Consider the following 12,537-nt stretch of genomic DNA (forward strand, 5'->3'; position numbering starts at 1 on the left):
TTTGTATCTGGTATGTGAATAAAAAATCCGCTACGCTGGTGCGATAATAACAAGAATATTGTCAGAATTATGGAATTTCAATTCGCCAATGCGCGTTTGAATATCGCGACGCAGTGCGTCATCATCAATGAGCGGTCAACGCAGCTGGATGACCGCGCCTTTTTGCTTCTCAACTACCTATTACAGCGTCGGCCTCAGGTGTGTTCGCATGCCGAGTTGGTAAAATTACTGTGGCCAAATACTGTGGTCTCAGATTGGTCACTACCTAAACTGGTTTCGGATCTGCGCAGCCAGTTAAACCGTGCAGGGCTGCAACAAAATTGCATCGTTACCGTACGTGGCCAGGGTTATCGTTTCGCACCTGCCATTGAGGTCACCGAGCATCAGGCTACAGGCTCTTTAATGGGCGCAGTGGGCAGCTCCGATACCGCAGCGATGACCGATCAGCCGGTGCAAATGATGTCCGTGCGAGAGCACAATGCCTTGCCTGCCCGATACTGGTTACCGGTATTGGTGATCGCCTGTCTGTGCTTCGTTGGCCTGATGACTCATAGCACTGAACAGACGCCTGTATTGCGTCATGGTGAACCGGTAGATGCTATCGGGCGGATACTCTGGGTGGACGACAACCCACAGAATAATCTGCAGGAAAAGCGTTACTTTGAGCGCCACCATATTGGTGTCTATCCCGTGAAAACCACTGAAGAAGCCCTGTTGTTGTTACAAATGTATGAATACAACTTGATTATTTCTGATATGGGCAGGGCCGAGGAGCCTTTAGCGGGATTGAAATTGTTGCAGCAGCTCAGAGCGACAGGCAATCAAACGCCGTATTATTTCTATACACTGATCGACAGTCAGGAGATGCTACAGGTGATTGAAAACAGTGGCGGACAAGGGGTTGCGACTAAGCGGCCACAGCTTTATGGTAAAATATTATCTCATTTTGCCACAAAGAATATAGATTTAAGTAATTGAAAATTATGCTTTTCAAAATGATTCAAAGGACAGGTAATGACTTTTGCGCTGTGCTGTGCCACGTTTAAATCGTTGCTCTCCCGACCTTTGGCATTGACATACGTCCGCTGAGCAATGTGGGTGTATGACGACAGGATTAAAGACCTGAACACATGTCTCGGCCCTGGCACTGTAACTGGGTGCCAGGGTCTTTTTTTATGGCTACTGTTTAAGTCGAGAGGTCGTACTGCATCATTAAGTGCGTATACCTGCCAAGCGAGGCATATGGCTCTTGCTGGTTGTATTCGAGTTCCAGTGCCAATAGTGCGTCAAACTCATTTTTGGCTTTTTCTGGTTCCCGCAAGTAATCATGAAAGCAACGTACACCTGACTGACTCAATTTTTGCAGTGGCAAAGCACTGAGCCAACAGTTTACATCGTCCGGTTCAAGTGGACGGTTGGGGCTTAGCCCGACTTTCTGCTTGACCTGCAAACCATTTAGCACATAATCAAAATTGCCATACACCATGTTGGCCATGCGCTGAGCTGCTCGATTGTAATACATTAATGACAGGTAGCCCTCAGAGGTTAACCTGTCTGACAACAGCTTTAACGCCTGTTGTTGTTCAGTTAGCCATTCCAGCACAGCATGGCACAGTACCAAATCAAACTGACCCAGATTCAGATCCGACAGTGCCTGTAACGGGGCATGGATCAGGGTAATACGGTCGCTGACTCCCAGGGCTTCGGCTTGCGTTTGCGCCTGAACCAGCATCTCCTTTGAGATATCGATCAGCGTGACGTGATGACCCTGCTGTGCCAAAAACATTGCCAGCTGGCCCTGACCGCCACCAACATCAAGCACGGTTTTTTTGCGGTCGACACCCAGCCACGACACATGTTGGATGAGGTCTCGCTGGAGTACAGCTTCTCTCAGTTTACCTTTCGATGTGCCATAAATGTTATTTTTAAATTTACCGGTTAACTCGCTGAAATTACGATCCTCATTTCTGTTGAGGGTGCGCTGTGTATGTCTTGCCATGGTGCGATTATACCGGGTTGTCGATATCAACAAATTCGACATCCAGATCGAACTGCGCAGCCAGGTATTCTCCTAAAGCTTTGGCACCATAGCGCTCGGTAGCATGGTGTCCTGCAGCGAAGAAGTGGATCTGTTGCTCATTTGAAGAATGGATGGTTTGCTCCGAGGCTTCTCCTGTCAGATAAGCATCGATCCCCTGACTTGCCGCCAGATCAATAAAGCTCTGCCCACCCCCTGTGCACCAGGCAATGGTCTTGATCAGGTGGTCACCCGCCTGGTTGAGTAGCGGTTTACGGCCCAGCTTCTGTTCAATCAAAGCGGCAAAGTCGGTCGCAGCCATGGGCTCGCTTAGTTTACCTTTTACAGCTACGCTGCTGCTGTTCCAGGGTTCTAACGGACGCTCAATAGTCAGGCCCAGCAGCTTACCCAGTTGTGCGTTGTTGCCCACTTCAGGGTGAACATCCAGCGGCAGATGATAGGCCAACAGGTTTATATCGTGTGCCAGTAAGCTTTGCAGGCGGCGCTTTTTCATACCGGTTATGGTCTGGTCTTCGCCTTTCCAGAAGTAGCCATGGTGCACCAGTATGGCATCGGCTTGCCTGTCGATCGCTGCGTCAATAAGCGCCTGACTTGCGGTGACACCTGTGATCACCTTGCGGATCTCGGTTTTGCCCTCCACTTGTAAGCCGTTTGGGCAATAGTCTTTGATTTGAAAAGGCTTTAGATATTCATTGAGGTGATTTACCAGCTTTTTACGTTGCATCATACTCTCACTGTCGGACATCAAAAAGACCTAGTTTAGCGTTTTTTACAGTGGCGAAAAAGCGCTAACCAAAATTCGCAGGTATCGCTTTGATGCCTGACACTCGACATTTGACCGAACTGAACTAGCTTTAAGAGATGCAAATACCTGACAGGCTGTACCACTTTAAGGATGGGCATGTCTCCATGCCGTTTTGAAGGTTGGCGCTGCCTGCAATCTGTGAGGAAATCACCATGACAGTTTCAGCGATACCCGATGGCTACCATGCCCTGACGCCTTATCTAATCACCGAAAATGCCGCACAAGCAATAGAGTTCTATCGCAAGGCTTTTTCGGCCGAGCTGGTTATGCAGCTGCCCATGCCAGACGGTGGTGTGGCACATGCGGAGCTGAAAATTGGTGATTCTCACTTGATGTTATCTGATATGTGCCCCGATATGCACTTTAAGAGTCCGCAGCAGTTAGGCGGTACACCAGTCAGTCTGATGCTGTATGTGCCCGATGTTGATAGCACGTTTGCTCAGGCTGTTGCCGCGGGGGCAACCGAGCTTCGCCCTGTCGTTGACCAGTTTTATGGTGACAGAGCCGGGACACTGCAAGATCCGTTTGGTCATGTGTGGACAATCGGTACGCACCGTGAAGATCTAAGCGAAGATGAAATTATGGCTAGAATGTCTGAATGGATGACGGACGATTCTTAATTAAAGTAAAATAATTGTTGATTTATTGTTTTTTAAGTGGCAATTTATTCTTGTTGATTTATTCAGCAATTATAAAAAATTCAACTCAAGGAAAAGAACATGAAACTTCAAATCAAGAAAACGTCCTTAAAACGTCTGGCAGAGTCACAGCAGCTTGCTAATCAACAGACCCCCAATGTAGCAGGCGGTGCACCTTATACCTATCGTTGTCGTCCTGCTGAATCAGAAACTGGCAACCGTTTCTGGGCGTGCATGTGCTAATGTCAGCTGTTTAGTGCACTTAGCTCTGAGCCTGCAATGTCAGGCTCTTACCAACCTACCAACTCACAAACATACTCTACTGAATACGCTATACTTATCCTATCCCGCGTATGAGTTGGCTGACTGAATACTGCAAGCCAGCCTCTGTTATTTGGATAAGCGATATGAATTTATCACCCGTGCCGGCTAGTTCACTTAGGTTCAACCCAGACAAGGGAAAGCCCCTGCATGTTTTTACTGACGCATTGCTAGGGTGCCTTGCAATTGCTGAGCAAAATCGGCGTGTGTTTTTATGTAGTCATGACCCTGAAGCGGTTCACCAGTATCGAATTGTCTTACGGCAAGCCCGGTCGCTTATCAAAGTACATAGTGACTGGCTGACTAAACCCGTTCGTCACCAGCTCATTCTTTGTATAAAGCAATTGGCGAGACCGACGGATAATCCCAGAGACTTTCAGGTTCTGGGTGAACAGATAGCCCAGATGCCTGTGACTGAGCGTTTTTGTCCGGCTTTGGCATCCGCCTTGAATGAAGTGAACCGCGAGGTAAATCGGCTGCGTTATTCACAATGTGTGCGACTGCGCCGATACTGGCATAGCCGTGACTATCAACATCAGTTTGCTGCAGCCCAGGCAAAAATCAAGGAAGTCCATTTCTCGATAAAACGTAAGACGTATCGCAGCACACTGCGCCAGATCGCTGTCAGACAATTGAACAAACTTAAGAAACGGATGAAGCATTTACCTGAGCTTGACCTGATACACCAACATCGTGTCCGTATCAGAGTGAAAGTGCTGCGGTATGTGGTTTCTCTGTATCGTCCCTGGCTCAGGCGCATCAAACTTAAGCCACTACGTAAAAGCCAAAAAAATCTGGGTAAGTTGCATGATCTTGAAACCCATAGCGAGCTACTGCAAATCTATCTGGCCCGAAAACACGAGACAACGGCCAATTATTCACTGTGTGCACTTGGCGTTGGGGCGTTAATACAACAGTGGGCACGTCATTATGAACAGACATTGGCAAGTTTGTCTGCACAAAATCAGATTTAAAGGCGTTGACTAGCTCCTTTTATTTTAGACGGTTGGTAACAGGTGTAGTTTAAAACTCGGTTTGGTCAGTAATCTGCACATTTCGTACACACTGTCTGGCTACAGTGAAAGTCGTGATTGAACGAGTTTGGTGTTTAGCTGCATCAGAAGTGAAGCCAGCTAGGAGATAGGGATATGATAGGACGACTTATAGCAATGTGCCTGGCTGCGTTAAGCTATGGTTTTGTAAGCAGCGTGGCCGCATCAGACGGTGTATGTACCGGTCTTAGCGGAGGAACCATGGTTGAGTTAAAACGCATGTCACTGCGCACCGCTAAATCTGCAAATTATATTGTCGTGTTAAATATCACTGGTACTGAAGAGGCTGAAACATATCGTCTCACAGGGGATGGACGGCGCATCAAAATCATGCGGGCAACCTCTGATAATGCCAGCTGTGCGTTTATTTATGCCAGTCAGGTTGAGCAAATTCATGTGTACCTGGGCGCGGGGGAAGATAGCTTCGATGGTCGTACCATGACGAACGAGTTGCATGTGTGGGCGGGTGATGGTGATGATGAGGTAATGGGAGGACGAGGCAAAGACAGGCTCTTTGGTGGGCCCGGGAACGATGAACTGAGAGGCTTTGCTGGTCGTGATAAGCTCGTTGGCGGTACTGGTAACGATGTCCTGATAGGTGGTGATGATAAAGATGTGCTCGAGGGCAGAGACGGGGATGATATTCTGGCCGGTGGTACGGGTTATGACATACTGAATGGTGGCAGCGGGCGCAATCAGCTCTTTCAGGGAGACATAGTGACCAGCGCAAAAGAGCAGGGGGCCCAGTACTGAGCTCCGGCACCTCAATAAGCCTGGTAACGCCACCTGTTAATATATGGGTCGCTAAAAAATCCGCTTTTAAGCCAGATCTTTGCCAATCCACACCACTTTGCCGATGATTTCTAACTGCTCCAGCTCGTCAGCGCGCACCACCTGTTCGACGTATTCTTTATTGTCACTGATCAATCTGACAGAGCCATCCAGATACTGTTGTAGCCGTTTTGCATATAACTCTTCACCGAGTCTGACTACGTAGATCAGGCCTTCACTGAGTTTCTTGTCACTCAAGTCAACCAAAATGGTGTTGTTGTTGTGGATAGTGGGCTCCATCGAGTCGCCTTTTGCAAACACCACTGCCAACTCACTCTTATCGAGGTTTTTATAGTCGATCCACTTCTTTCTGAATGCGAGGTGGCGGGCAACCTGAGCGTTGTCATTGAACGCGCCATGGCCGGTACTGACAGATACATGATACCCGGGTACTAACACAAAGGCTTCGTTAAATTCATCGAGTTTAACCAGAGGCTGAGTGATGATGGGCGACTGTGGGCAATCCGTGGTTGTTTCACCCTGGATAAGCCACATCAGATCTACATTCGCAACCTGGGCAATGCGTGCAACAATACTGAGCTTAGGATCCTCTCCTTTCAATATGCGTCGTAAAGTTCCTTCAGAAATATCAATTTTTGACGCGAAAGCACGAATGCTATGCGGCTTAATTGCATATTCAACGCGTTCTGCAAATGCTGAGATGTCAGCTTCGGTATTATGTTGTTTTTCCATTGTTTGATACCACGCCTTTGGATGTCCCATTTTTAAGCAATACGGCATTATAGGAACTTGGCTGGCAAAAGGCAATTCAAATTTTTACGCAAAAATTTGAAAGTTACGCATTGAAATGCGTAAATAATTGCACTATTATCTTTCATAAATTACGCATTGGCGGTGTTTTAAGGATTCAGTCCGCGTTAACAGCCTTTGCTGATAGTAGATAATGACCCAATTGCCTTAAGGTGGTTGGGTAACATGACAAGATTGCGTAAAAAAGTAAGGAAGTGGATATGACCAGTACAGTAACCTGCAACATCCCAACAGAAACAGTGATCAACCCGTTTGCCATGGGAGGGTCAATGCCGGTTCAGCACGCAGACAATGCCGGGCAGTTTGATCTTTTAAGAGCGCCTCGCGGTGCCCAGCTATTAAAGTATGCCCGCAAGTTACGGGGTTATACTCAGGCTGAATCAGCTGCGAGTTATGGTATCGAGGAGCGCACCTTAAGGCGCTGGGAGAACAATGAGTTTAATCCAAGGTGGAATGACGTCATTTCTTTGCTGGAGGATGTTTATTTTATGGATATTATGCAGGCGATTGCAGGTGTCAGGTCAATGCAAGCGCAGGGAAGAACGGTTTAACATGGTCAATGATCGCTGCTGACCACAGGGGGCTGGCAGCAGTTCAGTGCAGAGACTGAACCACTGCCTGTCATTTATAAGTGCACTATGCTGTCGGCATTGCCATCCGGATCACCGGATGCGCGGCCATCTGTTCTGGGGTTGCCATTGCTCATCATGATCACGGCACACGCGGCAGGTGATGCCATTGAGGTGCCGGACATCGTGGTTGTTCCGCCGCCACTGCGCGTTGATAAAATACTGACACCCGGTGCGGCGTAATCCACCGGTGGGTTACCGTAGTTTGAAAAACTCGCGAAGCGATCATTGGCATCTGTGGCCGAGATGGTATAAACACGGGGATGTGATGCACTGGCGGGTGAGACATTGCTGGCATGCTGGCTTTCGTTGCCCGCCGCAATCACAAAGAAAGCGCCTGATTGTTGGGCTGCATTTTCAACAGCATCGTTTAGTTCCTGGTTGAAGCCGCCACCAAGGCTCATATTGACGCAGTCGCCGGGTGATGCGTTGGCTGCGACATGATCAATACCGGCTAAAACACCAGACCAACTGCCTGAGCCCCGGGAGTCGAGCACCTTGACTGGTACGACGGTAGCGCCTGCAGCGACCCCGGCAACATCGATCCCATTGTCTAGCGCTGCAATGGTGCCAGCGACGTGGGTGCCGTGACCATTACCATCGTCAACGCCGGCATTCTTGCCTTTACTAAATGCGCTGAACCCCCGGCTGCTGTCCACATTGAGGTCGTCATGGTCAACATCAATACCTGTGTCTATGACCCAGGCCGTATAGCCACTGCCATCGATAGGGCCACCCACTCGGCTAACACTCCATGGAATGGTTTGGCCTTGCGAACCACCACCTGGCTTTCCGAGTTTTTTTTGCCGGGCTGGCATACACGGCGCCGTCTGGGGTAAAGCGCATTGTGACAGACTCAGCGGCAAACTTTGCACGTGCCTGCTCGCAGCTCATATTGACTGCCATGCCTTTCATTGCATGTTTATAAATGTGTTTTGCCTGAGCGTTTGCACGGGCCAGCAATCCTCTGGCCTTACCCTCAACATCCAGCTTTTCTGTTTTATCGTCGAATCTGACGATACAGGTATTGTTGATAGCCAGCTGAGCGGCTGCTCCCTGATAATCGGGTTCAGACGCCGATACAGCGGCACTAGACAGGGCACTTACAATCGATAAGCAAATTAAAGAATGTTTCATTCGTTTTTCCTGTTGTCATAAAGGTAATTGTTTTTATTTGGTTAACTCTGTGTGTCTAGTTGTTTTAAAAGTTAGATTTAAATGAACGAAAGTCAAGCGGGTTGAATAAAAAATCTCATCTGGTCGGATATGTGGCATATATCATTCTAAGTATTAGTGTTTATAGAAGTGATTATACTTTCTTTTACAGTCCCTAATTTAGCTTCGATTTTTAAACATTGACACAGGGGGGAGGTAGCTGCCGTGACTGATACGTCGGTTTATAACCCAATTATGAATAAACCTGCGTAAATTATTGCGCGTTTAGTGTAAGTGTCTATCGGACAAGCTATCAGGCACGTTTTCTCGATTTCAGCGTAGCGCTTTGTTGCGTAAATTCGTGAACAAATGAGGAGCAGAGGCCCGAGTGGACCTCTGTATGGTGGGCGATTAGCTGCCGAATTCGGCCTGGTGAAGTTGGATCACTTCATTGAGTACCACAGTCGTAGCACGTTTGAAGAAATTGAAGTCGGTGGCTGTCGCACTGGTGTAGGCACCCATCATGCGGGTGATAACCAGGTCGCCATCTTCCAGTTTCGGCAGTTCAACGGCATCACAGATCACGTCTATGCTGTCGCAGGTTGGGCTCGCCAGTACGCTTGGGTAGACTACATCAGTAGCCTTCAGAGTGCGTAGCGGATAGCATGCCATGTCGAACATCAGGCCACTGAAAGAGCCATAAATTCCATCGTCCAGATAATACCAGGTACGGCCTTCACGCTGTGCCTGGCCCATCACCGAGGCAACGCAGGTCATCGCACCGGCAACAATAAACCGACCTGGCTCGGCAATGCGCTGTACCGTCTCTGGCAGCTGTGCCAGTGCTGCGTTGATTGGCGCACAGAAAGCACGGATATCTACCTGGTTGCTCGCGTACGATACCGGAAAACCACCACCAATATCCAGGCAGCTCAGCACTGGCAACCCTTCGGCCACCACGTCATCCATCAGCTGTTTGCATGCCTGAATAGCCGCGACATATTTGTCGGCATTGGTGGTTTGCGAACCAACATGAAAGGACAGGCCCTTAACCCGAATACCCCATTGCTGCGCCTGACGGATCAGGTTCATTGCATCGGTCGGGCTGCAACCGAACTTTTTCGACAGATCAGCATAGGCCTCACTGTTACGAAAGCTCAGTCGGATCAGCACTTCGGCCTGCTCGGCAAACTCGCGAAACTTAGCCAATTCATTTTGGTTGTCGACCACAAACACCTGGCAGCCGTACTCCAGTGCATCAGCAATGTCACTGCGACGTTTAATTGGGTGCGTATGAATCGTGCACTCAGCCGGAACCCCTTGCTCACGGACCAGACCGACTTCACCGCTGGTTGCCAGATCAAAACAAGCACCCAGTTGCAGCAAAGTGCGTACTACTGCCGGATGAGGCAGAGGTTTTAATGCATAATGTAAACGTACGCCTGGCAAGGCTTCGGCAAGTGCCAGGTATTGATCACGTACTTGCTCGCAGTCGAGCATCAACAGGGGTGATCCGTACTGCGCAACCAAATCGGTTACAAGGGTAGCGTCGATATCAAAATTTTGTACTTGAGGCTGAATAGGCATAGCGACTCCAAATAGTATCAGCAAATAATGACCTGCAGGCTCTATGTGTGAACCGTGCTTGTTTGTGGTGCACGGGGTCACCCCTTCAGATCTTGAGCAAAGCGACTCAGGTATTGACGACGCATCAGCGTATTACCTTTACCCGAACCCGTTACAGATCCTGGATAGTTGCTCTATCGCCTTGCCACGGGGTGATCACATCATGACCGGCTCATTGACCGTCACGCTAAACACGCCACCGCGATGTACTCGGATTGGCTATCTTCAGAAAACACGCAAATAGTAGGGGGCATGTAGCGGTTGTGCAAGTCCCATTTCGACGAGAAATTTTGCTTCTGAGTGACAAATTTATTTGTTGTGGATCAGACTTTGTCCGCTTATGAAAGAGAGAAAAAACTTCCCCCGCTGAAGTTTCATTATTTTTTGAACAGAATAAAACAGGGTCTCTTAGGGACGAGTTTTGAAACGCTAAGCAAAACTGTGCAATGCTTAGGATGTTTGTCGTAAGTCTTTTTATGATTATGAATTAATTGAATATTTTCATGAGTTAAACAAGTAATCCTACTTGTTTTTGAAATTTGTCGGACGCGAATTTCTCTTGCTATGGTGAACTCAGTCAGCAAGAGTTCGGCATTCACATGAATATCGGCTCTGCACAGCGAAGTTTAATCATCACTATTTTTACTCGTTACTTTCTAAAAGGACATAAACATGAAAACCTTATCTTTATCACTAGCAGCCGCTGCATTATTCAGTGCTTTTGGTAGCCAGGCTACCGCGTATCAGAATGTTTTTGATACTGATGGCTACGAGCGCCTGACTAACTATACATCTGGTCCGGTTAGCTCGGCTTTACTGACAGGTGAGTTTGCGCACAACTTTGAAGCGCAACTAGTGCTGCGTGGTGAAGGTGCTTACTGTGACTCTGCAAACTTGTACTCAGCAAAAGACGGTAGCCATGTTGCCAATCTGGGTGTGAAGACGATTGCGGACCGTAACACGGTGGAAATGGGGGTTGCCATTCCAGAAGCGGCGCTGACAGACAAAAAAGTATTGCACGTCAGCTGTTATAACGCAGCAGGTGACTGGTACAACGTATTGGTTAATGTACCTGGCGCACCAGTTGTCGACTGGCAGGTTGAACTGACACCAGCAGGTGATTTTGTTCATCAGCCTTATTCATATGGTTATCATACGGCGTATCACATCAGCAGCCGCCTGACTGTGGACAATCAGAATAATGATGCACACTGCAGCATTCTGGCAGATCGTGGCGTGTCTCTGGGCTTGTTCCATGGTGAAGATCGTAAGGGTCCATTCCATTCAGACGTGTTTACTCTGGATACCGTCATTGATAACAAGGCGAAGCACCCTGTACTGTATCAAATTCTGGAATGTGAAAACGCAGTGGGTAAAACCATGGCGGTGAAGGTCTTTAATCTGACGGATCCAAATAGCATCTATACCTATGAAGATCAGCTGATCGTCAAGTAAGGCCAGATTGTTCACCGCAGGTGAGCACCTATAAAACGAACTTGAATTGCAAACCTCGCGCCGGGCTCAGCTGAGCTCGGCGTTTTTGTGTGTCTGGCGCCGTTGCCAATAGGGTGAGTCGGGCCAGCGTTGTTCTTGTGCGTAGTAGTGGGTGCGATGAGTCAGATAGTGTTGCCAGATTGATTTAATCTGTGTCTGATGAAGGCGTGCAACCTCTATTGCAGCGCTGGCGTCGGTCAGACCGTACTCGGTGAGACTGTTGGCCAGTTGCATCGCGGTTGCCATGGCATTGAACATACCTTGAGACGATAAAGGGTCAAAGCTGCAGGCTGCATCACCCAGCGCAGCCCAGCGGTGTCCGGCAACCTGAGTCAGGCAAGTACTGTTGGCGGACACCACCCCATGAAACTGCATGGTGCCCGATTGCTCAAGACCTTGTGGGAGTAGCGTTCGCAGTCCCGGCTGTACGCGGGCCTGACGGCAAAACTGAGCCAGGTCATGTTGCAGGCCTTTTTCGAGCAGATCGCTGTCGGTTTGTAGCGCCAATACGCGGCGCTGTGCAGGCAACTTAGCGCTATACCACCAACCGTTTGGACAGGTTTCTATGCGCGCGAGTTGATTTGCATCATGACTCGCCATACTTGCCCAGAGCGCTATTTGTTTATCTAACACTTTGCGTTTAAGTCCAAGCTTAGTGGCAAACGCGCTGTGGCGTCCGGTTGCGTCAACGACGAAGTGACAGGGGACTGCGATGCTTTGCTGGTTGTCCTGTGTATGTGTTGTCAGATACAGCAGCCAGCCGTCGCTGCCTGGCTGCGCATCCAGTAATTTGGCTGGCCAGAGTGTCTCAATGCCTTGCGCGGAGACCTGCTCGCGCAACCAGTTTTCAAATCCGGCCCGGTTCAGTTGCCAGCCCAGGCCATCGGGATTACTGAGGTTGTCGTTGATCAGGCTCTGCTCAGCCCCCCAGCGACTTTGAATACCATAGTTTGGAATATGCAAATCCTGGCGCTGCTCAAATTCCTTGAGTAGGTTTAAATTTCGCAAGATCCGCGCCGCAGCTGGCGGCAGGCATTCACCTACTTTGTCGGGGCAGGCCGATTGCTTGTCAATCAACAATACCTGAAAGTGGCGACTCAGCGCCAGGGCGGCAATACAGCCTGCCACCCCGGCGCCAATAATCGCAATCTGACAGTGTTTTACCTGTGTCATTGCG

General features: G+C 48.9%; 15 protein-coding genes. 8 read left to right on the forward strand and 7 right to left on the reverse strand.

Translation table 11 applies throughout. The annotated features are described in order from the left end of the window. Positions 1-69 precede the first annotated feature (69 nt). Entirely contained in the window at positions 70-978 is a 909-nt protein-coding gene (locus NH568_RS00275) for a winged helix-turn-helix domain-containing protein (RefSeq protein WP_253043639.1), read from the forward strand. A 208-nt stretch (positions 979-1,186) separates the two neighbouring features. Here the strand turns inward: NH568_RS00275 and NH568_RS00280 are convergent, their stop codons facing one another. Further along, complete coding sequence (locus NH568_RS00280) at positions 1,187-1,999, reverse strand: methyltransferase domain-containing protein (RefSeq protein ID WP_253043641.1); 813 nt, start codon at positions 1,997-1,999, stop codon at positions 1,187-1,189. Positions 2,000-2,006: 7 nt separating this feature from the next. Beyond that, positions 2,007-2,762: a Nif3-like dinuclear metal center hexameric protein gene (locus tag NH568_RS00285; protein WP_253044493.1), complete on the reverse strand. Its 756-nt coding sequence runs from the start codon at positions 2,760-2,762 to the stop codon at positions 2,007-2,009. Between the two features lie 233 nt (positions 2,763-2,995). Between NH568_RS00285 and NH568_RS00290 the strand changes: the two genes are divergently transcribed. The 4 genes from NH568_RS00290 to NH568_RS23885 all read left to right on the forward strand — a co-directional run bounded on the left by NH568_RS00290 (position 2,996) and on the right by NH568_RS23885 (position 5,607). Then, positions 2,996-3,463 (forward strand): VOC family protein, encoded by a 468-nt coding sequence (locus NH568_RS00290; RefSeq protein ID WP_290444047.1) that lies wholly within the window; start codon positions 2,996-2,998, stop codon positions 3,461-3,463. A gap of 99 nt (positions 3,464-3,562) precedes the next feature. Continuing rightward, a complete protein-coding gene (locus tag NH568_RS00295; protein ID WP_253043643.1) occupies positions 3,563-3,724 on the forward strand; it encodes a hypothetical protein in 162 nt (53 codons plus the stop codon). A gap of 164 nt (positions 3,725-3,888) precedes the next feature. Continuing rightward, the gene (locus tag NH568_RS00300) at positions 3,889-4,776 is read left to right on the forward strand and encodes a CHAD domain-containing protein (protein WP_253043645.1); all 888 of its coding nucleotides are present in this window, start codon (positions 3,889-3,891) and stop codon (positions 4,774-4,776) included. Between the two features lie 174 nt (positions 4,777-4,950). Next, entirely contained in the window at positions 4,951-5,607 is a 657-nt protein-coding gene (locus NH568_RS23885; protein WP_290444048.1) for a calcium-binding protein, read from the forward strand. A gap of 66 nt (positions 5,608-5,673) precedes the next feature. Here the strand turns inward: NH568_RS23885 and NH568_RS00310 are convergent, their stop codons facing one another. Beyond that, positions 5,674-6,378, reverse strand: coding sequence for a helix-turn-helix transcriptional regulator (locus NH568_RS00310; protein WP_138552159.1), 705 nt, complete (start codon positions 6,376-6,378; stop codon positions 5,674-5,676). Positions 6,379-6,656: 278 nt separating this feature from the next. Here NH568_RS00310 and NH568_RS00315 point away from each other — a divergent pair, with 278 nt between their 5' ends. Beyond that, complete coding sequence (locus NH568_RS00315; RefSeq protein WP_253043648.1) at positions 6,657-7,007, forward strand: helix-turn-helix transcriptional regulator; 351 nt, start codon at positions 6,657-6,659, stop codon at positions 7,005-7,007. Positions 7,008-7,081: 74 nt separating this feature from the next. Here NH568_RS00315 and NH568_RS00320 read toward each other — a convergent pair whose 3' ends face one another. The 3 genes from NH568_RS00320 to NH568_RS00330 all read right to left on the reverse strand — a co-directional run bounded on the left by NH568_RS00320 (position 7,082) and on the right by NH568_RS00330 (position 9,827). Then, positions 7,082-7,825 (reverse strand): S8 family serine peptidase, encoded by a 744-nt coding sequence (locus NH568_RS00320; RefSeq protein WP_253043651.1) that lies wholly within the window; start codon positions 7,823-7,825, stop codon positions 7,082-7,084. A gap of 4 nt (positions 7,826-7,829) precedes the next feature. Further along, a complete protein-coding gene (locus NH568_RS00325) occupies positions 7,830-8,222 on the reverse strand; it encodes a hypothetical protein (protein ID WP_253043654.1) in 393 nt (130 codons plus the stop codon). A 429-nt stretch (positions 8,223-8,651) separates the two neighbouring features. Then, positions 8,652-9,827: a type III PLP-dependent enzyme gene (locus NH568_RS00330; RefSeq protein WP_253043656.1), complete on the reverse strand. Its 1,176-nt coding sequence runs from the start codon at positions 9,825-9,827 to the stop codon at positions 8,652-8,654. Positions 9,828-9,870: 43 nt separating this feature from the next. On the opposite strand from NH568_RS00330, the gene NH568_RS00335 reads away from it, so the two are divergent. Both NH568_RS00335 and NH568_RS00340 read left to right on the forward strand, forming a co-directional pair. Continuing rightward, positions 9,871-10,110 carry a hypothetical protein gene (locus NH568_RS00335; protein WP_253043658.1) on the forward strand — a complete coding sequence of 80 codons (240 nt, stop codon included), beginning with the start codon at positions 9,871-9,873 and terminating at the stop codon, positions 10,108-10,110. Positions 10,111-10,538: 428 nt separating this feature from the next. Then, entirely contained in the window at positions 10,539-11,321 is a 783-nt protein-coding gene (locus NH568_RS00340; RefSeq protein ID WP_253043660.1) for a hypothetical protein, read from the forward strand. Between the two features lie 66 nt (positions 11,322-11,387). Here NH568_RS00340 and NH568_RS00345 read toward each other — a convergent pair whose 3' ends face one another. Beyond that, positions 11,388-12,533, reverse strand: a complete 1,146-nt coding sequence (locus NH568_RS00345) for a tryptophan 7-halogenase (RefSeq protein WP_253043664.1) — start codon at positions 12,531-12,533, stop codon at positions 11,388-11,390. Between the last annotated feature and the right edge of the window lie 4 nt (positions 12,534-12,537).

This window comes from Pseudoalteromonas sp. XMcav2-N, from assembly GCF_024124545.1.
Taxonomy (GTDB): domain Bacteria; phylum Pseudomonadota; class Gammaproteobacteria; order Enterobacterales; family Alteromonadaceae; genus Pseudoalteromonas.